Raw genomic sequence first — 25,076 nt, forward strand, 5'->3', positions numbered from 1 at the left:
TGCCAGAATTGTCGGAATTATCGATATCCCCAGAATTGTCGGAATTATCGATATTGCCAGAATTGTCGGAATTATCGGTATCCTCTGGATTCACCGTGAGGGTAAAGATATCGGTAACACTTGCTGCGCCATCGGTGGCGGTAACTGCGATCGCCACTTCACCCACATCCGCCGCAGTGGGCATCCCGCTAAAGGTGCGAGTTGCGGCATCAAAAGATAACCAACTCGGCAATCCACTTCCGCCCACAATTGCTGCACTATACGATAACGAATCGCCATCGATATCGGTAAAGGTATTGGCGGCAAAACTGACATTAAACGCACTGTTTTCTGTGGCGCTAAAATCATTAATTGGATTGGCCACTGTTGGCGCATCATTGACTGGCGCGATCGCAATATTTGCCGTTGCCGTTGCCGTACTAAATGCCGTGTTTTTGCCATTGGTACTGGTATCTGCCGTGGCGCCGTTGTTACCAGCGGTTCCATCCCAGGCGCGGAAGCGAATGCCCGGGGCAATATTGCCGTTAAAATCAGCAGCAGGAACGAAACGAATGCTGGCATTACTGTTTAACAATCGGGCAGTTGTTGCCCCCAAATTGCCTAAATCCGTCCAACTATTTCCATCTAGAGAATATTGCCAATTGCCATTGGTATTATCCACGGCGGTAACGGCAATACCGGATACCTGATGCGGATTTGTGTCGCTGAATTTGCCATTAATTAGAGTGGCCACTGACGTAGCGGCGGGGTTCGTGGTATCTTCATCAATAGAAGGCAAATTAATTGCGCTGCTATTGTCCAAAATCGGCGCATTGTTTAAGCTTAACCCAACCACTAGCGGATCGTGGTCGGAAACGCGAAACTCGTCCGCTGCGTAGAGACTGGCATGATTAAATTCGCTGCTATAATCCAGGGCATCGGGTTCGTCGGCGTTGATATGCCATTTGCTGCCGGCGACAAATTGGGAATGTAAGCTATTGTTGGCAAAGGCATAGTCGAGAGACCCCCATTGTCCGTCAAAGACGAAAGAAGAGGTATTGGGGATGAGATTTTGATAACCAGAGTTGGCGATCGCCTGAATCGGATCTTCTTGGGCGTAGGCATTAAAATCGCCAAGGGTTAAAATATCTGGGTCGTTACTCCCTGTGGGGTCTCCTGACAACCAAGATGTTACCGCATTGACGCCTTCCACGCGCCGTTGATTCCAGGCCCCTTGTCCGTCGTCGGCATCGGCATTCGGACCGGTTCCGCTACCGCCTTTTGACTTCAAATGATTGACAGCGATCGTGAATTTTTCCCCATAACTGGGACTGGTGGAATCGGCAACAGTAAAGGTTTGCGCCAAGGGAGTGCGGTTGCTATCGCTACCCGCAAAAATGCCTGGGGTATTTAAAATAGCAGCAGTTCCCGTGGTGGAAACCACGCCGGGTTTGTAGAGAATCCCCACGGCAATTTCATCAGACCCGATTTGCCCGACGCCGGGATTGACAAAACTGTACGTTCCCGCCCCAGCAACTGCATTGAGGGCGTCGGTTAAATCCTGAATTGCACTATTGGCACCATACCCATCATTTTCTAATTCCATCAACCCGATAATATCGGCATCGAGTTTCGTAATGGCGGCCACAATCTTATCCCGCTGACGGATAAAATCGGCCTGGGTTTTTGCCCCTCGGGCGGTGGGGAATCCGCCGCCATTGCCATCGCCATTAAAGAAGTTTTGCAGGTTCAAACTGGCAACTTGAATATCTCCTCCCACTGCAGGTGCAACAGCGGGCCGGGGGTTACTCGCACTAAAGTTTTGTCCGGTTTGGGTTTGCACGCGATACTCGCCGAAGCGATGGTCGAGAATGCCGGTAATATTGGTGATAGTGTCCCCGGCGCGCAAGGGATTGGTGGGAGTGAGGGGATTGCCGCCCCGGGCGTGGATAATGGGGGTGGGATTCGCTTGGGAACTGCCGTCATCGAGGATAATGTGCCGTTTGGCAATATCGGCGAGATGTGCCGTATATCCGGCCACATCGGGGGAATTATTTTGGGTGAATTGTTCCAGTCTGCCATTGGCGGAAAGGGTCACTTGCCCGAAGCGATCGAGGTTGAAGTGTTCCGTGACGGTGAGATTGCCCGAGGTTGACCCGACGTTAACCAACATCCCTTCGTAGGGTTCCCAGTCGGTGAGATTGGCCAAGGGCAAGGTGACGGAAGTGGCAGTGGGCAGGGAATTGCCGTTACTGACTACGGTGAGGTTTGCTAAGTTGGTGAGTTGGGTGAGGGTAGTGCCGTTGCTGGTGAATTCTGCCACTTCACCGATCGCGCGAACTTTATCCCCGACGCTGACATCTACGAGGGTTGTCGGATCGTAGAGGAATATACCTTCCGAGGTGGTGAGGTCGGCATCGGCGTCGGTATCTTCTTCTTGCAGGAAAAACCCTTGCAGTCCGGTGTTGCCTTGAAAGTCGCCCACCACAATGCCTTCTATGACCACCGTGTCTCCCACTAAGGGACTGGCATTGCCATTGCCTTGGATTTGGTGGATGGGGGCGATCGCCATCTCCCGAGGCGACCCGATATCGTTGCCCGAATTATTCACCGTCGCCGTACTGGTATTGCCGATTCCCACCGGCGTAGTGCCGCCATCGGTACTGGTTGCCCAGTAGTTCCCTACCCGATTATCGGCCAATCGGTTAGTGAGATATATGGAACGGCCAACCGGATCGGGAAATCCTCCCACACCGTAATCTACCGTGTCCAGGGCGTTGTTATGGGTTGTGTCATCGCCGCTATAGCTGGCAAAGTCCGGCCACAGACTTATCTTGTCCCCGCCGTTATTCAGGAGCATGTTGCCCCAACCGGTGACGGCGATAAGATTGAGACCCGTTCCCCAAGCGGCCTCAAACTCTGCCGCACTCACATCGCCTGCATTGTATAAAATTCCAGCTTGGTTGGGAGGAATGGTGCCGCTGGCGATATTGGCTGCCGTGTGAGGCGTGCCATCATCGTCGTCGAGGACATACCCCGACAGATCGACGGGTGCATGGCTCACATTATATAGTTCGACCCACTCCCAGTCTGGCTCCGGACTGTCAGGATCGAACATAATCTCCGAGATGACCAACGGACCGACCGTAGGGGCAACGTCAAAGTTAAAGGAAAAGTCGTCCCCGCCCGTCCCGTCGCCGTTGCCGTCGAGGGCGTCAGCAGTGCCGTCGGTATCGGTGACGTTGCCAGCATTGACGGTGACGGTGAGGGTTTCCCCGGGACTGAAGTTACTGGTGGGAGTCAAGGTAAAGGTTTGTCCGCTACCGCTTACCGTTGCGGTCACCATGCCGCTGGCGGTTCCGCTCAGATTATACCAATCCCCGATCGCGCTTATCGGTTCGCTAAACTCAATCTGAATTGGGGCATTCGCCGGCACCCCCGTTGCCCCATTTGCGGGACTCACTATCGATACCGTTGGGGGAACATCTACAGGCAGGTTTTTTGTGCCCGGGGTATTGAGTGCCTCGCCAACGGCGGGGGTTCCCGTGAAGCCGGCGAGACCCTCTCCGTGAAAATCGTTGCGCGTCCAGTCACTCGCGGTATCGGTATCGGTGCCGTTGGGTAGCCGAGACGCAGCGCCCGGGATAAAGGAGATGCCATCGAATCCGGGGGTCAAGATGACGCTGGCGTAGGTGCGATCGCCACTATCTCCATCGCTGACGGCAATCTCATCGACAATCGTCGTCCAAGGGGTACTCTCGAGGGTACCATCGTTGTTCGTATCCAGGTCATTCCCCACCGTCCCGGAAAAGTTCTCCACCAGCAACAGGGTTTGCGTGCCATTTTCCAGTTGGTTACTTAAAAACCCGGTGTGCCAATAGCCATTCCCATCGGTGGTTCCGAGGGTATATGCCCGGTCTATTTCCCCCGATGCCGATGCGTCCCCTTCCACCAGCACCAGGCTCAATGACGAATAGTCGGTATTCGCCGTGCCAAAAATCTCGATATATTCGTGGGTATCGGTTCCGGTGTGGTTGAACAGGAATTCGTTAATGATAGGCGTCATAGATGAAACCCCCGATGAGTAGATGCTGGCAGTCCGGGACGATATGGGTTCCCTGCGGCTCCTTTTTGTGCCGAGAGAACACAGCGGCTATCGTGATAATATGCTGATTTTACCCCCCTGTGGCGTTTGACGATCGCCGCTGTTAATTATCGTTACAAATCTTCATCAATCTGAGTATCACACGCGGGAATTTTTGGCAAGGGGTATCGCACCCCTTGTTTTCGGCAGCGCTGGCAGCACATCCCGGTAAATGCTCACCCCGGTGTTAGCGCAACAATAAAATTACCGTTTGCATCGAACCGACAATCACCCCCAAGATGCCGCCTAAATTCACGATCGCTTGCAATTCACTTTGCACGATCCCTTGTACCGCAATTTCCAATTGTTCCGGCGATGTCCCTTTAACGCGATCGACAATTACCTGGTCGATATTTAAAATCGGGATAGCTTTCGCCACGATATTTTCTAAATCCCGCTCTAAATAGCGTTCTAAAATCAAGGCTAATTCTTGAGAAACCAGACCCAAAGAAGCACTCACCGCTGAGGATGCTTGAAGTCGTTTTAGCACTAACATGGCTACATGTTCCCAGTTGACCGACTGGCTCAATCCCTGGAGTAAATCCGTGCCGCGCGTTTGAATGTAAGTGCGAACGCTTTCGCGCATGGTTTTTCGCAATTGGCGCACGGTAGAAACGGGGAGATTTTGTAGGGAAACATTTTGCAACCATTCTTGCAGGCGAGTTCGCACGCCGAGGGTGACGATCAGTTCGGAGATGCGATCGTTGGCGTCTTCTTTTTCATCGAGACAATAGGTTCGCAGGCGGGTGAGAGCATTGCGGAGTCCAAACAGATTGGCAACCACCCAATAGGTGCCGCTGGTTTTTTCGCGAAATCCTTCATCGATTAGGGTGATATTGCGATCGGTGAGAAAATCTACCAAAGTTTGCCGGATGGCATCGGGAGGAAGAACCGCCGCGAGCAACCAATCCGATAGCTGACGCGCTTGGCTTTCGCTGAGTTGAAATTCGAGCAGAACTTGGTCGAAAATTTGATTGAGTTGGGGTTCGAGGAAGTCTTCTCGGCGGGCTAAAACGCGGATAACGCGGGGTAAGGATTCCCCGAACAAGTCTCGCAGGATGCCGGCGAGAATTTTGGCGGTTTTTTGTTCCGTGTCGGATTTGAGTTGTGCCAGTGCCAGTTCGAGCAACCACAAAATTGCCCCCTGGATCCGTTCGGTTTCCAGGAGTCGCCGCGCCAGGTTTTGCAGTTCTTCTGGGGTCAGCAGAGACCCCATAATCGTATCGGCAACCCGCTTTGCCAACCGGGCTTGGTTCCGGGGAATCAAACCGGGGGTAAAGGGCACCCGACGTTTGCCAATGTAGTAGGCGCGGTAGGGGCGGAATAACATTTTGATGGCTAAATCGTTGGTGAAATAGCCAATCACTCCCCCGGCGATCGGTGGCACAAAGTAAACCCAAAGAGTGGATAGATCCATCAGCTACCTAGTTGGTCTTCGTCAAGGGTTTGATGGGCGATCGCGCCTGTATTAACGCGAATTGCTCAAATTTTAACGCTTAACGCTGACCTTTTGTTACAACCAACACTCCCATCATGCCACCTGCAAGGGGATAGTGTGTGGCATGGGCAAATCCCGCTTCCCGGGCAAGCTGAATTTGCTGCGGTCCGGGGGGAAATTTTTCCAGACTCGGAGTGATGTAAGCATATTCATCCTCAAGTCCATTCGCGGTGGCAACCGGCACCACGATCGCCTGCAAGCACCACTGCTGAAACCCTCGCACCAGGGAATTGCTGGGGTGATGGAAGTCCAGGATTGCGGCTGTGGCACCGGGTTTAAGCACGCGATGCAATTGGCGCAGACTGCCTGCAATATCAGTAACATTGCGAAGACCATAACCCATTGTTGCCGCATCGAAAAAATTATCCGCAAACGGCAAGTGCAAAACATTGGCTTCCACCCAGGAGATCTTGGGGGGCGGATAATGGGTTTCGCTGCGCTGACGGGCAATTTCGAGTTGCGCCGATGAGAAATCCACCCCAAACACTTCCCCCGAGGACCCCACTTGTTCTGCCAGCAGGATAGCTAAATCCCCGCTACCACAGCACAGATCCAGGCAGCGATCGCCCGGGCGCGCATGGCTCCATTTCACGGTCATCATCTTCCAGATCCGATGCTGACCCAGGCTCAACCAATCGTTTAGCCGATCGTAAACCGGGGCAATGCGGTTAAAAATGCCTTGAATTTCAGCTTCGGAAGCGGTTGGCGGTCCGGAAGGCAAGCAGGAGGCGCGATCGCCGTCAGAGGTTTTCATCATGGATGATAGCGGGTACAGGTCAGGGCGATCGCCACTTGCTGCACGCTCAGATGCAGCATTTGCAGTTGATCCTCGCGCAGGGTGCAAGGTTGTTTCCACTGCAGGGACAGCAGGGCGATTTTTTCGTTCCGGAAAAGCACCGGGATCGCTAAATGGGCTTGGATGCCAGAATTTTGATAGTGAGGCACCTCGGAGAGATTGTCATCTTTGGCAACGTTTACGGAAATTTGCACCGTATCCGAGGCGATCGCTTCGAGGGTTAACGGGTCTTCCGCCAACCAGTTTTCCGCCGTACCCTCTACGGTGTAAATCCCTTCTCCTGCGGCTAGACTCCCTCCTTCCATTAATTGTAAAATGCAGATATCTGCCGAGAAGTTTTCCCCAAACGCTTTCGCGATCGGTTCCAAACATCCCTCTAAACTGTCAGACTCTTGCACTACCCCCACAATCGTCATCAGCAGGTTAGTTTGCGCTTCGGCGCGTCGCAGTTCCTCCGTGCGCTGCTTGAGCAACTCGTAGGTTTCCGCCGCCCGTTGCACCACCTGCTTCAGTTCGTGGGGATCCCAAGGCTTGGTAATGTATTTGTAAACCTGCCCGGAGTTAATCGCCTCTACCAGGTCTTCAATATCCGTAAATCCGGTGAGGATAATCCGCACCGTATTGGGGAATTGGGGCACCGTTTTACTGAGAAACTCGGTTCCCTTCATCTCCGGCATCCGCTGGTCCGAGATGATGACGGCGACTTCTCCCTCTTCGGAGAGAATCTCTAAAGCACTCACCCCACTATCGGCTTTGAGTACCTGAAACTCTCGCCGAAAGGTGCGGTAGAGCAGATCCAGATTATCTGGTTCGTCATCGACAACCAGCATTTTGGGTTTTTTTCGTCGTCGCTCTAGACTTTTCAACTGACTTCTGATGTTATCGAGTTCAGGAATTGCGTTTTCCATAACACATTAGTGACATTCTCCCACACTGCATCCCAGATTACAGGGTAGGCTTCCTCCAATCCTCGAGGGTTAGCCACATCTCTATCCCTCTGGTATTCCCAAGACGGACAACCATGCAGCATGCGCTCTGGTCTTTCTGACTGTGGCACCCCACTCCGGACAAGAGTACGGAAGTTACACTCCAATCGGGTATCCTCCCGAGCAGTATGAGGATAGAGTCGGCATCCCGGGCTTGACGGTTAGCTTGACTCCATCCTAGTGCATTGCCGGGAGTTCGGACAAGCATTCTCTCAATTGGGAATTGAGAATTGAGAATTGGGAATTGGGAATTGAGAATTTTCTCTCTGGTTCCTTGGCTTTGCCCGAAAATGGGCATTCAGAGGCTCCACCTCCCACCCCCTGTTTTCTGAGAAAAATTACCAGTTGGCAATTACACCGCTTTAATGTTCGGCTTTGCCTTTCGCTTACCATATTTAGCGCGATTTGTCAAGCTCAATTTTGAGTCATCCGGGACAAGTATTGTGAGATAAACCGAATTGGCCAAAAGATTTATACCAAGTTTATGTTCTCCTTCGCCCCTCACCCCACCGACGCTTCATCGCTTACACTACAGTAGAGATAGGGGGACTGATGCCAGTCTTTGCCCCCAATCCAGATGGGAGCTTCCCGGAAAAAACGGCACAACCATGAGCAATTTCCCCGATTTTACTGCCCAAGGCTACCAAATTCAAAAAGAACTCGGCCACAACCGGGCGGGGGGTCGCGTGACCTACCTCGCCGATCGCCTGCCATCTTTGGAGCCGATGGTCATCAAACAATTTCAGTTTGCCACCAGCGGTGCGGATTGGTCCGCCTACAAAGCCGTGGAACGAGAAATCCAAATTCTGCAACAGCTCAACCATCCCGGCATTCCGAAATACCGCGATGCCTTCGAGACCCCGGATGGATTCTGCATGGTGCAGGAGTACAAAGCGGCTCAATCGTTGGCCATGCGGCGCAGCTTCGATGCAGAAGAAGTCAAGCAACTGGCGATCGCCGCATTAGAAATATTAGTTTACCTACAAACCCGATCGCCCCAGGTGATTCACCGCGATATCAAACCCGAGAACATTTTAGTCAGCGATCGCCTCGACCTCTACCTCGTGGACTTTGGTTTCGCCCAACTCGGTGCGGGAGAAGTCGCCATGAGCAGCATGGTGAAAGGCACAATGGGATTCATGCCCCCAGAACAACTGTTAAATCGGCAACTCACCACGGCGTCGGACCTCTACGGACTCGGTGCCAGCTTGATTTGCCTGCTCACCGGCACCCCCTCCAGCGCCATTGGCGACTTAATCGACGACGATTATCGGATTGATTTCAAACAGCGGGTGCCGAGAGTGAGCCTGCGCTGGATCCAGTGGTTGGAACGAATGGTACAGCCCGATCCGCGCGATCGCTTTCCCGACGCCGCCACCGCCTTAAACGCCCTGCAACCCATTTACGTGGTTCGCACCCCGGAAATTGTCATCCAGCCAAATGCCTTGCACCTCGTCGCCGCAGAAGTGGGCGAAACCCTCACCCAAACCATCAGCGTGAAAAACTCAGTCTCCGATACGGTACTGATGGGAAAATGGGACGTGGCCCCCCATCCCCACGATCCGCCGCATACCCCGGACTTTCACCCCTGGATTGCCTTTCAACCGGCCACCTTTAACGCCAATCGCGTCCATTGTCACCTCAAGGTGGATACCAGCCAACTCAGAGCCGGCGAAGAATACCACAGAACCCTGCGCTTGCATTCTAATTCCTCGCAAGCTACCATGACCCTGCCGCTGACGGTGGAAACCGCAGCGATTCCGATTACTCGGAAAACACTGCCCTACAGTGCCCTGGGACTGTTATTTTTATCCTCCGGGGCCGGGGCAATGCTGGCGCTCCATTCGATCGCCGCCCCGATCGCGATCGGCGCGAGTGGATTTTTAGCTTGGGCGGGACTATCTAAACTGGCGGGACATCAGGGATTTGCCGTAAAATTTCTCCTGACCTTAATGGCCACCTCCATTGGTGCCGGAACCATCGGATTTACCCTGGGTATGGCTGCCGGTGCGAGCCTGATGGGCGCTTGGGGCACTGCCGCTACTTTAGCCGCCACCGTGGTGACCGGGAGTGCTTTACTGTTTTCCGCCAGAGGAGTGCAAAAACAATTCGGCACCGGCTTAGCTACTGGCATGTCCCTGCTGACGGCAGCTTCCGGGATTAGCTGGGGGATTGGCTTGCAACTGGGATTGTGGACGCCCTTGCTGTTGGCCACAGTTGCGGTGACGGGTTTACCGGTGGTGAGCGTCATGTTACTGCTTCCCTGGCAGCGATCGCGTCGCCTCGCTCAGTATCGCCGCTCTGAAGAACATTTAATTAAACCTTAACCTCAGTTCGATGGGTTGTTAAATTTTCTTAAAATTCTCAGGGAAAGACTCTCTAAAATTCGGCCAAAATAAGTTAGAAAGAACCGGGCAGGGGTAAAATAAGAGACAAGACCAAAACAATTTTTTCCGAAGCGCTGGAACACTCAGCCAAAACTAGAAAAACCGAATCGAACTCGGGATGAGTTTAGGGGCTATGGGAGAGAAATAAGGTAGGGTCGAATCGGGAGGGGTTCGGTCTCGCGCTTTTCCCTTTATCCCCCATGCGCGATCGCGAAGTTGGGCTGAAAAAAATGGAAAACCGCGCTTGGAGTTTTGGGTCGCGCAGAGCGGCGAGTCGAGGATTTCGTGCTGTGTGCCAATCGATTGCGAGCGATCGCGCGCTTTCATCAGTTAAATAAAGCCATCAAATCTGTTAGGAAACAATTAAGCCCTATGCTGAAACTATGGCGTTTAAGTGTTGCAATAATCGGCTCGGTCTCCTTGTCTTTATTGGCTTACTGGCAACTTTCTGCCAACTCTCAGGAACACCCGGGCTGTTTTATGGTAGATAAAGGCGGCGAATTAATCGACTTGTCGCTTCTTTGTCCTTCCCCGGCGGAACCAGAAGAGCCAACCTTGGGCACGGGGGATGTGCAAGTCACCTTAAGATGGTCTACCGCCGACGATCTGGACTTGGCGGTGAAAGACCCCAGTGGCGAAATCGTCTCTTACCAACAGTCCGAAATTGCCTCGGGAGGAGAATTGGATGTAGATTCTAATGCCGGCTGCGGGCAAACCACCACCAATCCGGTGGAAAATGTATTTTGGCCCACCGGCGGCGCGCCCACTGGGGAGTATGAAGTGCAGGTAAATCTTTTCCAGCGCTGTAACAATTCCAGCGGACCTATCGAATATACCGTCACCTTATTGGTGAAAGGCAATAGCGAAACCAAAACCGGAACTGTCGATGATAATAACTCCACTGTTACGATTCCCCTCTCGGTCCGGGAGGCGACAGAATAGCCCGTGGGAAGCCAGACTCGAGCAAAATGAGAGTGGCGATCGCACCGCAGAGGTTTGGGGAAAGTGGCTCCACTTCTCCCAGGATCGAGGCGATCGCACTAAAATAGTTGCTATCAGCATCGAGCGCGAAAAAACATGAGCAACTTCCCAGACTTTGCTGAGTATGGCTATCAGGTCATCCGCGAATTAGGCCACAATCGGGCAGGGGGTCGAGTGACCTACCTCGCCATAAAAACGGGAAACACAGAGGGCGGGTGCGATGTTTCCCCGGGGGGCGATCGCGCTGACCCGACCCACGCCTCCATCCCCCAACCGGACTCCCGGGTTGCTATCAAGCAGTTTCAGTTTGCCAGTACCAGTGGCGCGAGTTGGGCCGATTATGACGCCTATCAGCGCGAAATTCAAGTCCTGCAAGGATTAAATCACCCCGGTATCCCCCGCTATCTCGATTCGTTTCAAACGGCGGGGGGATTTTGCATCGTTCAGGAATACAAACCTGCCGAGTCCCTTGCGGTTTCTCGTCCTTGGACGCCCACCCAAATCAAGCAACTGGCCATTGCCCTGTTAGATATTCTAGTTTATCTGCAAAATCGCATTCCCCCGGTCATCCATCGCGACATCAAACCGGAAAATATCTTAGTGGATGACAGTTTGAACGTTTATTTAATCGATTTTGGCTTCGCTCATATCGGTGAGGGTGAAGTGGCGATGAGCAGCATCGTCAAAGGCACTCTGGGATTTATGCCCCCGGAACAGTTATTCAATCGCGAGTTAACGCCGGCATCAGATTTGTATGGGGTGGGGGCAACGTTGATTGCCTTGTTGACGGGAACGAAATCAATTGATATTGGGAATTTAATCGATGCAAATTATCGAATTCATTTCCAGAATCGGGTGAAAAAAATCAGCCAGTCTTGGGTGGAATGGCTGGAAACAATGGTGGAACCGAAGCCGAAAAACCGCTATTCGGATGCGGCGACGGCGTTAGAGGCGCTCAAATTGGTTGAGGTCAGCCGCACCCCGCAAGTGGTTTCTAGCCATCAGATCGTGCAGTTTCGGGCAACGGAATTGGGCGAAAAACTGACGCAAACTATCGCGATAAAAAATCCGGTGGCGGGTACGATGTTGCGCGGCAGATGGGGGGTGGCAAGCAGCGATCGCGATCGGCCTTTTACTACGAAGGGTCATCCCTGGATTTCGATTTCGCCGGCTCGATTTAAAGGCAATCGCGTCCACTGTAAGATTACGGTGGATACGAGTCAGTTGATGGCGGCTAAAATCTACGATCGCGAGTTATTGTTGCACGCCAATACCAGTCAGAAGTTATATCGAATTGCGTTAAAATTAAGGACGGCTCCCGAGCCGATGGAAGCGATAAAATTGCCTTATCGGTTGCTGGCGGTGTTGCTGAGTTTGGCGGTAGCAACGGTGTGGACTTGGCCGGTGAATTTCTCGAGCAATTTTCTCGTTTTGGCTCGTGAGGGAACGATTGGGGGATTGCTGATGGTGTGGTTGTTGTTGTGGGGGATAATTTCCAGCGTGAAAGGCATGGCGGAACATCCCGCCGCCGCCGGTAGTGGCGCGATCGCCGGTGGGGTCAGCGGTTCCCTGGTGGGTGCAACCTGTGCCCTGGGGTTTGGGATTGGCGGGATGACGGGGGTGCCCGCCGCCCGGGAAGCGGCGATCGCCAGTTGTATGCTGGGATTGTTAGCAGGTGCCTATGCCGGGTTGGGAACGGAATTGTTCGTGACAAAGTGCTACAAGCAGTGGAATTCCAGCGATATGGCGAGAACTGTGGCGGGGGCGATCGCTGCCGGGGTGGCCGGCGCTTGGCCGCTGTTTGCCGCCACAAAGTCTCTCACGTCTGGCTCGGCATTTTTCCTGTTGATAATTGTAGGAATTTTAACCGGGACTGCTGCGGGAAGTTTAGTGGATGAAATCGACACCCAAACTCGCAGAAAGCGGGTGATGCGCCTGCGGACAAAGCAAAAAGCAAACCGGGGTAAATTGTCGGTACCGAAGTATTTTTCCTTGGCTCTCTCGTTGGTGACGGTGGCATTTGGCATGAGTGTGGGAATCGGATTGCAAGTGGGATTTTGGCGTCATCTTTTCGCGTTTTTGCCATTATTGGTAACGGGAATTGCCTGGGCACAACTTGTCTATCCCCATTGGCAGCGATCGCGCCAAGTGGCTGAATATCATCAGTCAAAATCCCATCGAATTCAGCCTTAGTGAGAAGTCGTAGGGTGGCCACGAGCCACCTACAATTATTATGTACTCGTGCAAAAATAATTGCAGAGGGGAGGGTGGGCAGAACCACTCGAGAGCGGTGCCAAACGCGCATCTGTTCTCAAACTGCCCACCCTACAAACCGCTAGGAACCTTGACAAAAGTCAAGCATTGTGGTAATTTACGAAGGCTAACGCAGGGGAAAATTAAACCCAATCAAAACGCTACAATTGAGAGAAGATTTAATCAAAAACAGCAATTATGGTAAACTACAATTCACTGCAAAACTTACCGGATGCAGCAGAACTGCCATCCTCTGACGATACCCCGGTGGATAACGAACTACAAAATTTAATTCCCGGCTTGCTACGAGCCATTTTAAGTCATATTTGGTCGGCGCGTCAAGACTGGTTTTTTGGCGTGAATATGGGCGTGTATCATGCCACAGGAGAGAATCCGAGAATCCCGATTGTCCCCGATGGATTTCTCAGTTTGGGAGTGCCGCGTCGGGTAGAACCCGACGGACGCAAAAGTTATATTGTGTGGTTGGAAAACAACATTCCCCCAAGGTTGGTGTTGGAATGCGTATCGGCAACCTATGGGGGAGAATACGATGAGAAAATGCAGATTTATGCGAAATTGGGCGTGCTGTATTACGTGATTTATAATTCCCAATTTAACCGACGCGATCGCCACGAGGTGTTAGAGGTTTATCAGTTAAGGGAGGGACAATACATTCGCCTACCCGGAGAACCGGTCTGGATGCCGCAAATCGGATTAGGGATTGGACGAGAAATTGGCACCTTTGAAAATTGGCAGCGGGAGTGGTTGTACTGGTACGATGAGCAAGGAAACCGCTATCCGACGCCGGAAGAAATCGCCCAGGGAGAACGCCAGCGCGCCGAAACCGAACGCCAGCGCGCCGAAACCGAACGCCAGCGCGCCGAAACCGAACGCCAGCGCGCCGATCGCCTCGCGCAACTGCTGCGAGAACGGGGACTCGACCCGGATAGTTTATCGGAATAAAGGGTTTCGATCGCAGATGAACGCTTTGCAGCGATTTGAGGTCAAAAACCGGGCAATAATTTAGAATTCCCCATCCTCTTCTTCTGCCAAATCCTGATATAATTCTTCTAAGCTTTGATGTTGCAGGCGACGGGAAACCCGGCGATATTTTTTCGATTCCAATTTGGGTTCGTGTTGTTGAGTGCCCTTGCGCTTGGTTTTCACTTTAACGCTGGATTCGGGATTGCTTTGTTGCTGGAGGGTCTCTTGATAGGCGATCGCTTCTTCCAGGAAATCCAAATAATAATCATAGCGTTCCCAGTCGCCGCGCACCACACAGTTGGGTTCGTCGCGATGCAAGCAGTCGCTAAACTGACAGTTTCCTTGTCGCAATCGTTGGCGCGCTTCGGGGAAATAGTGGGCTAATTCTCGCGGGGGAAAATCAAGAGTGGGTTGATTGAATCCCGGGGAATCTGCCAGCAATCCGCCACTGGGCAATTCAAATAATTCCACATGGCGGGTGGTATGGCGTCCGCGTCCCAGCTTGCCCGATACATCGCTAACGCGAAGTTCGGCGGAGGGAATTAACTGATTGATTAAGCTAGATTTGCCCACACCGGAAGGACCGGAAATTACGGTAATTTTATCGTTGAGTGTAGCGAGGAGGGTATCGATGCCGATGTGATTTTCTACGCTAATAAATAGGGGGTGATAACCCCAGAGTTGCAGACGATGTTGCCAGTCGATTTGCTCTGCTTGTGAGACCAAATCGATTTTATTTAAGCATAGAGAAACACAGAGGCCAGTGGATTCCGCTTTGACCAAGAAGCGACTGAGTTGATGGGGGTCGAGAGTCGGTTCGGCGATCGCAAACAGGAGGAGCAATTGGGTTGCATTAGCCACTGGGGGGCGGTCCAGTTCGCTGGCGCGAGGGAAAACCCCAGCGATCGCGCCGCGCTGACCTTCCCAATCCGGTTCTTCGACGATCGCCCGATCGCCCACCATCACCTGCTGACCGATTTTTTTCAAGCGCGATCGGCGCGTACACAGGAGGGTGCGACGAGGGGGAATTGGAGGAAGGCGATCGTCACTCGCCTCAGTGCTTTCAAACGCCACCCGTTCCCGTTTGAATTGAGAGAACGCCGCTTGCACGGAGCGATCGTCTAATTGTACCCGATAAAAATTAGCTTGCACCGCCAGAACCGTTCCGGTTAATTCCTCATTATCTGTGGGGGGCGAGTCCTCCGTTGCATGGGTTGCATTGGTGAGGGTAATGAGGGTTTGAGACCCCGGAGTGGTGGGGGGTTCGGGATATTGTGGAGGAGGGTTCCCGCTCAACTCAGAAGGAGGACGCGATCCTCCCTGAGAGGAGAGGGGGGGAGGAGCGATCGCTGCCACCCGGGGGAGAGACAGCACAGAAGACTGACCGATTTGCGGTAGAGAAAGCGAAGGGATGGGGTGTTTGCCTACACTCATGCTTCAGCGATCGCGCGACGAACCTTCAGAGCAAAAAAGCCAGATCGTTCCTCGATCTGGTCGATTTCGTGACCTTCCATCGCCAGACTATCCGGCACCTGTTCCATCGGTTCTCCCGGGTCGAGCCACACTTCCAGAAGTGCTCCGGGTGCCATTTTTTCCAAACGCAGCTTCGTGCGAACGAAATTGATCGGACAAGGAGTGCCCCGCAAGTCGAGAGTGGGGCAAGTTTCCTGTCCGGTAGTGGTTGGTTCTAGGGGATGCGTCACTTATTAAATAGCCCTCCTAAGAATCCTTCTATGCCGCCTTTGCCAATCCGTTCTCCTTTAATTTTGGCTAACTTTTCGAGTAATTCGCGTTCTTCCGCCGTCAGTTTAGTGGGAATTTCGATGGCGATCGTAATCAGATGATCCCCACGTTGAACCGGGTTGCCCAACTTCGGCACCCCTTTGCCTTCTAAAGTGAGTACGGTATTGGGTTGAGTCCCTGCCGGAATCAGCAATTCCGAGGGGCCATCCACCGTATTCACTTCCAGGCGACAGCCCAAGATAGCTTGCAAATAGCTAATCTTCACCTCAGAGCGGATATTAATTTTATCGCGCTGAAACTCCGGGTGTTCGTTCACAAACAAGTAAACGTACAAATCCCCCGGGGGGCCGCTGCGCGCCCCAGCATCCCCTTCCCCGGAGACCCGCAGGCGAGTTTCATTATCCACCCCAGCCGGCACGGTGATTTTCAGTTTTTTCGTTTCTTGTTTTACCCCTGCGCCACCACAAGAAGAACATTTATCCTCAATGGTTTCTCCCGTGCCATTACAGGTGGGGCAAACCGAGACTTGAGTAAAACTACCGAAAGGGGTGCGGGTAGCGCGGCGAACCTGCCCGGTGCCACTGCAAGTGGAACAGGTGCGGGGGCGAGTGCCCGGTTTCGCGCCGGTGCCGCTACAAGTGTTGCAGGTTTCCAAGTGGCTGATGCGGATTTCCTTTTCCCCGCCGAAGACAGCTTCTTGGAAATCGATTTTCAGGTCAAGACGCAGATCGTCCCCACGCACCGGGCCGCCGCGTCGTCGTCCCTGAGTCCCTGCGCCTGCGAAACCGCTGAAGAAGCTTTCAAAGATATCGGCAAAACCCATATCGCCGAAGTCCCCGAAGCCCTGGCCTGCTCCTGCGCCCGAACTAACTCCCGCTTCGCCGAAGCGATCGTATCTGGCGCGGATTTCCGGTTCGGAGAGGACTTCATAAGCGAGGTTAATTTCTTTAAAGCGCTCCTCAGCGCCCTCTTCTTTATTGACATCCGGGTGATACTTGCGAGCCAACTTGCGGTAAGCACGTTTAATATCCTCTTTGTCCGCCGTGCGAGGGACACCTAGAATTTCATAGTAGTCGCGAGCCATAGAGCGCTTTTGGTAAGAATAAAATACAAAGGGGTATGCTACAAACAGACTGAGTGTTCTGAAGCTGAGAGTAGAGGCGAGTCCCAAACTGGGAGAGGATCCCGCACGCGGGTGGTTTCCCAAAATTTGGAGTCAGCTCGCCTTTGAGAGCGGCTAGTTACTCCGAGGGACTCAGTTCTTCTTCTTCTTCGGGTTTTTCTTCATCATCGGACTGGGTTTGCTCGTAGACGGCAATGCCCACCGAGAAGAGAATTTGCTGGAAAGCAGACATCTTTTCTTTGAGGTCTTCGACCGAGATTTTATCATTGCCGAGAGCGGCTTTTAATTCTTTTGCCGTTTTCTTGAGTTCTGCCTTCAGGTCATCACTGAGTAAAGCCAGATTATCTTTGACAGTCGCTTTATAATTATAGAACAGGCTTTCCGCCTGGTTCTTAATTTCTACCAGTTGTTGGCGACGGCGGTCTTCATCGGCATAGCGTTCGGCATCTTGGCGCATTTTTTCGATGTCCTCGTCGCTCAAGCCGCCGGTGCTGCTAATTTGAATGCTTTGTTCGCGTCCGGTGCCTTTATCCTCTGCCGATACATTGAGGATCCCATTGGCATCGATCTCGAAGGTTACTTCGATTTGCGGGACGCCGCGCGGTGCGGGGGGGATTTTGTCGAGCAGGAAATTCCCCAAGTTTTTGTTATCCTTGGACATTGCACGTTCCCCTTGCAAGACGTGGATTTCCACTTCTCGTTGACCGTCGGTGGCGGTGGAGAAGGTTTGGGAACGACTGGTGGGGATGGTGGTATTGCGCTCGATAATTTTCGTAAAGACGCCACCGAGGGTTTCGATGCCCAAGGAGAGGGGGGTGACATCTAACAGCAGGACATCTTGAACTTCCCCGCCCAAGACGCCGCCTTGAATTGCAGCTCCCACGGCTACGGCTTCATCGGGGTTAACCGAGCGATCGGGTTCTTGCCCGCCAAAAAACTCGCCAATGGCTTGTTGAACGGCGGGGATGCGGGTAGAGCCGCCGACGAGGATAATCCGGTCGATCTGTTCGGGACTGACATGACTATCTTCGATCGCCCGTTGCACGGGTTTGAGGGTTTCTTGGACTAAGTTGCTGACGAGTTCTTCAAATGTAGAGCGACTCAGTTCCATTTCGAGATGTTTCGGCCCGGTTTCATCGGCGCTGATAAATGGCAAGTTGATGGCGGCGAGTTCGCGGCTAGACAGTTCGATTTTCGCTTTTTCGGCGGCTTCGCGAATTCGCTGCACGGCCATTTTGTCTACCGACAGGTCGATGCCTTCTTGGATGCGAAATTCTTCTACCATCCAGTTGACGAGGCAAGTGTCGAAGTCATCGCCGCCGAGATGATTGTTGCCGGCGGTGGATTTCACTTCAAAAATGCCGTCACCGAGTTGCAGAACGGAGACATCGAAGGTGCCGCCACCCAAGTCAAAGACTAAGATGGTGTGATCTTCCCCTTGTTTGTCCAAGCCATAGGAGAGGGCGGCGGCGGTGGGTTCGTTGATAATTCGCAGCACTTCCAACCCGGCGATCGTGCCTGCGTCTTTGGTGGCTTGTCGTTGGGCGTCGGTAAAGTAGGCCGGTACGGTAATGACGGCTTGGGTGACTTGTTCGCCGAGATAGGCTTCGGCATCTTCTTTGAGTTTTTGCACGACGATCGCGGAAATTTCTTGCGGGGTGTAGGTAGTTCCCCGGATTTTCACATCTACGGTGTCGTCTCTGCCTTTGACGCAGGTGTAGGGAGCGCGAGAGCGTTCTTCTTTGGTGTCATCCCAGCGACGGCCTATAAAGCGCTTGATGCTGTACACTGTATTTGCGGCATTGGTAACAGCCTGCCGCTTGGCTAATTGACCGACGAGACGAGAACCGTCTTTGGTCATTCCGACGATACTCGGCGTGGTTCGTCCGCCTTCTGAGTTTGTAATGACGATGGGTTTACCGCCCTCTAAGACTGCTACACAACTATTTGTGGTGCCGAGGTCAATACCGATGACTTTTCCCATAGCTAGCGGCGGAATGAGTGTTCTGAAAATTCTAGGGGAGGCAGGGGGCGCGATCGCGCCGGGGGTTGAATCCCCCTTTTTTTAGGATACCCGAGAGGCAGGTAGGTTTTTCTCTGCCCGAACCCACGGGGGAGTGGGGACGGCGCTGGGGGAATGTGGGTTATTCCTCTTCTTGTGCGGGGGCTTCGGCAGCTTCTTCTGCTGGTGGTTCTTCTTCGTTTTCTAGGGGCGCTGCCACTTTGACCATTGCATGGCGCAGCACGCGATCGCCTAGCATATAGCCGCGTCTGAAGTCATCGGTGACGGTGCCTTCGGGATATTCGTTGGTGGGTTCGCGCATCACCGCTTCGTGAAGGTTGGGGTCGAATTCTTGTCCTTTCGGATACATCGCCGACACGCCAATGCGTTTGAGGCACTCTACCATCTGCTTGTACACGCTCAGGTAGCTCTTGTGAATGTTCATTTCCCCATCGGTTTGGGGTTTGAGCTGTTCTTTGGCGCGCTCGAAGTTATCCACCACCACCAGCAATTCCCGGATCGTGGCACACTTGCTTTGCAGCTCTAGATCTTCTTTTTCTTTTTGGGTGCGCTTGCGGAAATTGTCAAAATCTGCCGCTAATCTGGCATGTTGATTTTTTAGGTCTTCTAACTGCGCGGTAAAGGCTTGGTTGGCTTGCACTAAGGCTTCCATCGCCTCTAGCTGTTCGGCGGTGGCTGCAGCGGCGGCGGCGGGATCTGCTGTGGCGGCTTCCCCTGCTTCTGGAGGAGTGGTTTCCATTTCGGGTTCGCCCGGTTGTTCCGCATTCGCCGCTTGGGTTTCCTGTGCCTCCGCAGCGATCGGCTCTTCTGCTGCACCGGCTGCACTGGTGCGATCGCCCGAGTTTTCCGTCACTTCATCCGGTTGAGTTTGTGGTTGTTCTTGCTGGTTTTGTTCGTCTATCATTTTCCCTTCATCATCCGATGTGGTTAACGGTTGCGTTGCTGGTTGAGTCTTGCATGACTCTTCCCCAGTGTACTTCCCTAGCGGCGCGTAACGCGATCGGGTAATGGTTCGGATAGCCCGCTCGATCGTTGGGGATCGCACACCCGACAAGCAGGTTGAGCTTCTGGGGAATTGGATGTTATTGGCCCGGGGCGGCGATCGCCCCACGAGTCTGGTTATGGATCGCGCTTTTGCATTACCCGGCCATCCCCTCCCTGGCGCTCTATAGTGTAGCAGTGGCTTGCACTCCTCCTGGTGCCCAGTTTGGCTCTGGGGGTATTGTAGCCTTCTTTAGGGTTTCACTTCCGAATCCCCGCTCCGACAGGCGGTGGACAAGCCCCTGTGCTGCCACGGCAAGCAGTGCGCTGCACTTCACACCTTATCATTTTTCCCCAACAACCGCCTACTCTCAGCTAGGGGTTCAGGGGGGTTCGGCTGGCCTATTCCCGGGGTATCCTTTGAAGGGCTGACCCTGGGGCGCAGTTTTGTCTTTCTCTACTGTAATTGCCAGTAATTTAGGGGGCGGCCCGATCTGCGCCCCAGAACGGTTCTCGATCCCCGCGCGCTTTAGTTAGGCAGCTCCTTGGCAAATTCCCCTCTTGAATGTTATTATGTTAGGGATTTTCCAGTCATTTAACTCTTCTCTTAAACTATCCAATATTTCGAGTTTTAGGGAAATTTTGAAGCGAACATTTATTGAATTTATCACCTAATTTTAAGCGACAAATCTCTGAGGAGCAGAACGAACCCCAGCAGGATTTAGAGTGCTGGTCTCTCTAAACTCAACCCCGGATTTAATCCATTGCATTTTCTACCCTCTTTCAAAAACAAGTAGAAATATTCTCTGCCTTCATTGGAATTGCGCCTGCGGCAAGTTCCACCCCGCTGGTTCCCAAGGGCGTTCGCTCCCGGTATGCAATTAAGGAAACTCTAGCAGCTTCCCCTCCCAAGTACGATAGAATTACCTGGAGAAAAACTCGATATGAGGAGGGGTTTACAGAAAGGTAAAAGAAAAAACTACAGCAACAGCAAAACCGAGTGGCAATCGTTGCTCTCAAAAACGCGATAAGTGGCCATCAAATTTATTGATTACAGAAAAACAGATTGAGAAATGTAACAAACGCACCCAAATCACCCTACATTTGGTAAAAAGTATGAGATAATTGGCGATCGCGCTGAAGCCAAGTCCATCCATGCAGGAGGAAAAATAAACCATGTCTAGAAAGAAATCTAAATCAAAGCCGACACCTGGAGAACGCTGTCTAGCGGTGATTACAGTCTTTGGATTCGACCCCGGCACAGACCCAGAACAGATACCTCTCGACCCTGACTTTCATTCCCATCGAGTTGCCTTGTTTGAATTTAGTGCGGACGAGGAAGGGATTGTTCCTGGATGGTTAGCCGTAGAAGAAATTACCATTTCTTATGAGAAAAAACGCAAATCGGTGAATAAGCAAGCACAAAACCTGGCTAAAAAATGGAAATTGCCATTGAGAAAATGGCCGGAATTAGAGCCTGAATATCTGGGTGAGTTGGAGGGGATGACTAGCTACTATGATTATGAAGAGGAACGATTTTTAGAGCTTGACTATTCTGAAGATGAAGAAGACTTCGATGAGGATTTATCTATCATCGAAGCTGAGGATTTATCCCCACCATATCGACCCTCCAGAAAAGAGTGTCAGTTGCTCGGATATGTCGCCGTGGATCGAGGTATCCTGGTGATGACCGATCCGTCTTATTTGCCATTTTGGAATAACAACTTACCCGATCCGAGCAATAAAGCTCAGGATTTTTCGTTTTCTGGCGCGCAAAATGCGGCGAAACAAACGGAACAAATGGGGGGACAACTGTACGCGCCGTTTCAGAGTCCAGAAGCAGTCAGAGAAGCGATCGCAGAAGGGAGAACGCCGTTATTTGAAGCCGGGGTTGCCGTTTCTACTGGTATCGGCGATGGGGTTTACCCCGTGTACGCCGAGTATCAAAATCTCGGTCATCCTTTCGGCAAAAGAGTGGTTCGCGTGACCGTGGATTTTAGCCATCATTTTCTCCTGCAAGATGATTTTAATGCGGCTGAAATGATGGAAGAGTGGTAGGCGATCGCAGGGTCGGAAAAGAAGCAATAGTCAACAGAGATAGGTAACGGGTACCGCAGCATCCGTCACCCTCTGTTTGTTCTCAAATGCTCCCGTGGGGTGGCAATCGCCACCCAGCGCAAGACATGGAGCAAAAAGATTGCAGAGCATGTCATTATCTCCTTCTGACTCTGCCTTCCTGCCCTTTTTTCCCTTCCTTATTTTAAGTCTTTTCAGTAGAATTACAGAGCATTTAATTGTATTATTCTGACTCTGCTTTCCTTTTTTTATCTTTTTTATTTCAAGTCCTTTCAGTATAATTTCGGTGAATATTTGAAAGCTGGGATATTAAAAAAATCTAAGCATTGCCGTGTTTACACAGATGACAATCGGGGAAATTAAACGTAAAATGAAATTTAAAAGCCCTAGTTTTAGCCCTAAAGCAGTTGAATTTTTGGTAAGGGGGGCTGAAACCAAACCCCTTGCCGAACCCTTGTGGATTTTAAGGGATTGACCCCCGGGGATAACACTCCTTGCTTTACCAAAGCTACATTCAAACGGCAGATTTTGTGAAGATTTTGTAAAGTTGAGTGTGAAATCAATCCCAAAAACCCCATCAGGTCTTCACCTTCAACAGGACTTTTGCAAGCTTCAGGGAAAATTAATCTATAATAATGTATTTGAAGGGAAACACAAGCATCAAAGATGAGATAATGAAAGAGAGGTTCGGGAAGCGTTGAGCGACAGTCGTCCGCTCATAGCTGACAACTGGCTCAGTGGCATTCGCCCTCGCAGAGGAGGCTGAGCGGTTTCCAAGCAGGAGAGCACCAAGTGTTTTTCCGGAAACAAACCAGAGATTGCAAGAGTCTAAAATGACAGAAAGAGGGAGAGGCGATCGCATCATTGCCAATCGGAGACATTCATCCTCGGGATTGGCAAAGCATAAAGCGGCGAAAAAGTCAATCCAGCTTGAGACAACATCTCAACGCCAATCCTAACCCGAAAGGGTAGAGGTTTTCCGGAGCCTTTGAGAATCGGGGTGCAACTCATATCAACAAATAATCTCCAAAGCTGAAAGCACCGATTCAGGAGGCTGTCCATGAAAAATATTACTAAAGATTACTATGAAGAAACGCCGGTAGAAGAGAAGGTAGATTCACTCCATAGGATTGTTTTAGCGGTGGTTGTTACCGGGTTTTTGTATTTTTTGAACCTCGGTTCTAAGTTGCCAGAAAACACCCCTGCGGTATCCGAAACTTCGGAAGCAAGTGTGGCGTTATCTCCAGGGAGTGCCGATCGCGTATTGACTGATGTCTCCGCGCAGTCAGGGTTGCCAAAGACGGCGCTGCATATTGTAGAGGCACAACCGCAAACCGAGTCAGATGTCTGCGTGGCGATCGCCGATTCGCAGGTGTGCCGCAAAGCGATCGCCTCCGCCATGCAAATCACCGTAAAAGCGCGGGAACAGCGCTGGGTCTATCGCCTCAACACATCAGGGTCTCGCGTCGAGTTACAAAAAGTCATTCCCTCCGAGGGAAATTGAGTTCCCAATTAGGAGCCAAGGCGACGCCGAAACCAAATTAATAGCTGACATCAAACAGAAAACTTATGTTGAGGATGGCAAAGCAATGGCACCTGCGTGGAGGGCAAATCCTGTGAACCCCTCATTCAATCCATGCTCTTGATTAGCTCCTGCTGTTAAATCGGCAGGAGCTAAGTTTTTGGGATAAAATTTATTTCGCCAGTAGGTTATAAATAAAGAGTCTACTTCCCGATCGCTGCGGCGCGATCGCGGCAGGGGAATACCCCCGCCAGTTGTTACAGCCAGAGAGTACATTTCACATGTCTGAATTACCCATATCCAAGGGACTAATTGCCCAAATTGCCTTTACCCTGGTGGTGGCTGGAATTTTTATTTGGCAAGCGATTCGCGCTTACCAAGAAGTCAAGCGCTAACATGCGCCCACAGGGAACGGTAACATCCGAAAGATTGGGGAGTGGAGAGGGTGAACATCTTCACTCCCCGATGTTTTCGTTGCTTTGTAAAAATTAATAATTTATGCTTGATTTTTGACAGGGTTTGTGGTAAATGGCTGCTCGATGCGATCGCCCTTTTCCCATTCTATCCAAATGGAGCATAAGTACAAGTAGACTGGGTTGCGACCCAATCTACTTCTTTCGCTGTTAACATTTGGTGAGTCGCGATCGCTTCAAATAACAACCTCCCCAAACCGCCGCCCAATCCGTTCCCAGTGAGTCCCCCATCAAAATCCAAATCAAAATCCAAATCAAAATCCAAATCAAAATCCAAATCAAAATCCAAATCCTCATTTGGGTCTAATTCCCGGTTGCTGGGGTTAAGCTGTTATCGAGTGGACTAACACCCGGAGTTTTTTCCAGATGGATGAAGTCAGAAACACCGATATCGAGAGCGAAACGCCCAGGTATTCCTTTGACTATCCACTCCATCACTTCATGGAGATCGGCCACCACCAGGCGAAGCTACGCCGACTCCATCGGTGCCAAACACTCAAATTCCGATTTAAGGTAAAGAAATATTACAAAAATCCCCGTTTTCCGTAAAAAGCGAATCGGTCTTCAGACAGAACCAATAGAAAGGTTGCGATCGCGTAACCCTCGTCAGTCAAAATAACCTCCTCACCCAAGGGTGAGACAACTCGAACCCAGTCCGCCGAAGCGGACTAGCTGGAAACGCACAATCCGAGGCGAAGCCTCCTTCTAAGTAGATGAACATCAATCAATTCCCTCTAGACACCCGCTCGAAAAAAACTGTCATGCCCGCATCGGCGGGAATCGAAGGCTTTTTATTCGTGCAACCCGCAGCCCATTTTATCACTTTAGTAGAAAATCCTACAACCATTACCCAGTCAAGCTTTCGCGATTTACCTTCTCCCAAAAATCCCTGAGATCCGCCCGCCGTGCATAATTTCTCCATCTCCTTCCCAGAAAATAAATTGTAGGCCATTCATATTACTTAATCTCAAGAGAGACGGGGACTTTCAGTCGCCGTCTAATAGCTAAAGTCGGTTGAAAACCAACTGAAAATAGCACAGCTCAAAGCTTTCCAACTCGTTTCCAGCATCTGCTGGGAACCCACAACCGGAAGCAGAGCCTCAATCCCAATTCAATCCTGTAAATGA

The 25,076-nt window shown here is 51.7% G+C and carries 17 protein-coding genes; 7 read left to right on the top strand and 10 right to left on the bottom strand.

Annotated features, from left to right (window positions below):
• The 4 genes from AC0QH1_RS11625 to AC0QH1_RS11640 form a co-directional block, all read right to left on the bottom strand.
• Positions 1-4,045 (bottom strand): ExeM/NucH family extracellular endonuclease (locus AC0QH1_RS11625; protein ID WP_324631275.1); only part of this gene is annotated, 4,045 nt, incomplete at its 3' end.
• 265 nt (positions 4,046-4,310) lie between these two features.
• Complete coding sequence (locus AC0QH1_RS11630) at positions 4,311-5,540, bottom strand: DUF445 domain-containing protein (RefSeq protein WP_324631276.1); 1,230 nt, start codon at positions 5,538-5,540, stop codon at positions 4,311-4,313.
• 79 nt (positions 5,541-5,619) lie between these two features.
• The gene (gene ubiE, locus AC0QH1_RS11635) at positions 5,620-6,378 is read right to left on the bottom strand and encodes a bifunctional demethylmenaquinone methyltransferase/2-methoxy-6-polyprenyl-1,4-benzoquinol methylase UbiE (RefSeq protein ID WP_442957307.1); all 759 of its coding nucleotides are present in this window, start codon (positions 6,376-6,378) and stop codon (positions 5,620-5,622) included.
• Positions 6,375-7,325: a response regulator gene (locus AC0QH1_RS11640; protein WP_324631277.1), complete on the bottom strand. Its 951-nt coding sequence runs from the start codon at positions 7,323-7,325 to the stop codon at positions 6,375-6,377. The genes ubiE and AC0QH1_RS11640 overlap by 4 nt, the downstream gene beginning before the upstream one ends.
• A gap of 686 nt (positions 7,326-8,011) precedes the next feature.
• On the opposite strand from AC0QH1_RS11640, the gene AC0QH1_RS11645 reads away from it, so the two are divergent.
• From AC0QH1_RS11645 to AC0QH1_RS11660, 4 genes are all read left to right on the top strand, one after another.
• A complete protein-coding gene (locus tag AC0QH1_RS11645) occupies positions 8,012-9,730 on the top strand; it encodes a serine/threonine protein kinase (RefSeq protein ID WP_324631278.1) in 1,719 nt (572 codons plus the stop codon).
• A 432-nt stretch (positions 9,731-10,162) separates the two neighbouring features.
• A complete protein-coding gene (locus tag AC0QH1_RS11650) occupies positions 10,163-10,732 on the top strand; it encodes a hypothetical protein (protein WP_324631279.1) in 570 nt (189 codons plus the stop codon).
• Between the two features lie 135 nt (positions 10,733-10,867).
• Complete coding sequence (locus tag AC0QH1_RS11655; protein ID WP_324631280.1) at positions 10,868-12,964, top strand: serine/threonine protein kinase; 2,097 nt, start codon at positions 10,868-10,870, stop codon at positions 12,962-12,964.
• Between the two features lie 258 nt (positions 12,965-13,222).
• On the top strand, positions 13,223-13,987 hold the full coding sequence (locus AC0QH1_RS11660; RefSeq protein WP_324631281.1) for a Uma2 family endonuclease: 765 nt from the start codon (positions 13,223-13,225) through the stop codon (positions 13,985-13,987).
• 60 nt (positions 13,988-14,047) lie between these two features.
• Here the strand turns inward: AC0QH1_RS11660 and rsgA are convergent, their stop codons facing one another.
• The 5 genes from rsgA to grpE all read right to left on the bottom strand — a co-directional run bounded on the left by rsgA (position 14,048) and on the right by grpE (position 19,801).
• A complete protein-coding gene (rsgA, locus tag AC0QH1_RS11665) occupies positions 14,048-15,166 on the bottom strand; it encodes a small ribosomal subunit biogenesis GTPase RsgA (RefSeq protein WP_442957308.1) in 1,119 nt (372 codons plus the stop codon).
• 272 nt (positions 15,167-15,438) lie between these two features.
• A complete protein-coding gene (locus AC0QH1_RS11670) occupies positions 15,439-15,711 on the bottom strand; it encodes a sulfurtransferase TusA family protein (RefSeq protein WP_324631283.1) in 273 nt (90 codons plus the stop codon).
• Entirely contained in the window at positions 15,708-16,835 is a 1,128-nt protein-coding gene (dnaJ, locus tag AC0QH1_RS11675) for a molecular chaperone DnaJ (RefSeq protein WP_324631284.1), read from the bottom strand. The genes AC0QH1_RS11670 and dnaJ overlap by 4 nt, the downstream gene beginning before the upstream one ends.
• Before the next feature lie 157 nt (positions 16,836-16,992).
• Positions 16,993-18,858 carry a molecular chaperone DnaK gene (dnaK, locus tag AC0QH1_RS11680; RefSeq protein ID WP_324631285.1) on the bottom strand — a complete coding sequence of 622 codons (1,866 nt, stop codon included), beginning with the start codon at positions 18,856-18,858 and terminating at the stop codon, positions 16,993-16,995.
• A gap of 160 nt (positions 18,859-19,018) precedes the next feature.
• Positions 19,019-19,801, bottom strand: coding sequence for a nucleotide exchange factor GrpE (grpE, locus tag AC0QH1_RS11685; protein ID WP_442957309.1), 783 nt, complete (start codon positions 19,799-19,801; stop codon positions 19,019-19,021).
• 1,253 nt (positions 19,802-21,054) lie between these two features.
• Between grpE and AC0QH1_RS11690 the strand changes: the two genes are divergently transcribed.
• Together AC0QH1_RS11690 and AC0QH1_RS11695 are read left to right on the top strand one after the other, a co-directional pair.
• Positions 21,055-21,936, top strand: coding sequence for a hypothetical protein (locus tag AC0QH1_RS11690; protein WP_324631287.1), 882 nt, complete (start codon positions 21,055-21,057; stop codon positions 21,934-21,936).
• A 1,078-nt stretch (positions 21,937-23,014) separates the two neighbouring features.
• Complete coding sequence (locus AC0QH1_RS11695; RefSeq protein WP_324631288.1) at positions 23,015-23,458, top strand: hypothetical protein; 444 nt, start codon at positions 23,015-23,017, stop codon at positions 23,456-23,458.
• A gap of 63 nt (positions 23,459-23,521) precedes the next feature.
• Here the strand turns inward: AC0QH1_RS11695 and AC0QH1_RS11700 are convergent, their stop codons facing one another.
• The gene (locus AC0QH1_RS11700; RefSeq protein ID WP_324631289.1) at positions 23,522-23,752 is read right to left on the bottom strand and encodes a hypothetical protein; all 231 of its coding nucleotides are present in this window, start codon (positions 23,750-23,752) and stop codon (positions 23,522-23,524) included.
• Between the two features lie 910 nt (positions 23,753-24,662).
• On the opposite strand from AC0QH1_RS11700, the gene AC0QH1_RS11705 reads away from it, so the two are divergent.
• A complete protein-coding gene (locus AC0QH1_RS11705; protein WP_324631290.1) occupies positions 24,663-24,842 on the top strand; it encodes a hypothetical protein in 180 nt (59 codons plus the stop codon).
• Positions 24,843-25,076 lie beyond the last annotated feature (234 nt).

The sequence above is a fragment of the Phormidium sp. CCY1219 genome, assembly GCF_055795085.1.

Bases quoted from the DNA above. Each gene is read 5' to 3' on its own strand.
- grpE (WP_442957309.1), bottom strand. From the start codon at position 19,801: ATGATAGACGAACAAAACCAGCAAGAACAACCACAAACTCAACCGGAT.
- AC0QH1_RS11695 (WP_324631288.1), top strand. From the start codon at position 23,015: ATGAAAAATATTACTAAAGATTACTATGAAGAAACGCCGGTAGAAGAG.
- AC0QH1_RS11690 (WP_324631287.1), top strand. From the start codon at position 21,055: ATGTCTAGAAAGAAATCTAAATCAAAGCCGACACCTGGAGAACGCTGT.
- AC0QH1_RS11630 (WP_324631276.1), bottom strand. From the start codon at position 5,540: ATGGATCTATCCACTCTTTGGGTTTACTTTGTGCCACCGATCGCCGGG.
- dnaK (WP_324631285.1), bottom strand. From the start codon at position 18,858: ATGGGAAAAGTCATCGGTATTGACCTCGGCACCACAAATAGTTGTGTA.
- AC0QH1_RS11650 (WP_324631279.1), top strand. From the start codon at position 10,163: ATGCTGAAACTATGGCGTTTAAGTGTTGCAATAATCGGCTCGGTCTCC.
- AC0QH1_RS11640 (WP_324631277.1), bottom strand. From the start codon at position 7,325: ATGGAAAACGCAATTCCTGAACTCGATAACATCAGAAGTCAGTTGAAA.
- dnaJ (WP_324631284.1), bottom strand. From the start codon at position 16,835: ATGGCTCGCGACTACTATGAAATTCTAGGTGTCCCTCGCACGGCGGAC.
- AC0QH1_RS11655 (WP_324631280.1), top strand. From the start codon at position 10,868: ATGAGCAACTTCCCAGACTTTGCTGAGTATGGCTATCAGGTCATCCGC.
- AC0QH1_RS11645 (WP_324631278.1), top strand. From the start codon at position 8,012: ATGAGCAATTTCCCCGATTTTACTGCCCAAGGCTACCAAATTCAAAAA.
- AC0QH1_RS11705 (WP_324631290.1), top strand. From the start codon at position 24,663: ATGAACATCAATCAATTCCCTCTAGACACCCGCTCGAAAAAAACTGTC.
- AC0QH1_RS11660 (WP_324631281.1), top strand. From the start codon at position 13,223: ATGGTAAACTACAATTCACTGCAAAACTTACCGGATGCAGCAGAACTG.
- ubiE (WP_442957307.1), bottom strand. From the start codon at position 6,378: ATGATGAAAACCTCTGACGGCGATCGCGCCTCCTGCTTGCCTTCCGGA.
- AC0QH1_RS11700 (WP_324631289.1), bottom strand. From the start codon at position 23,752: ATGTACTCTCTGGCTGTAACAACTGGCGGGGGTATTCCCCTGCCGCGA.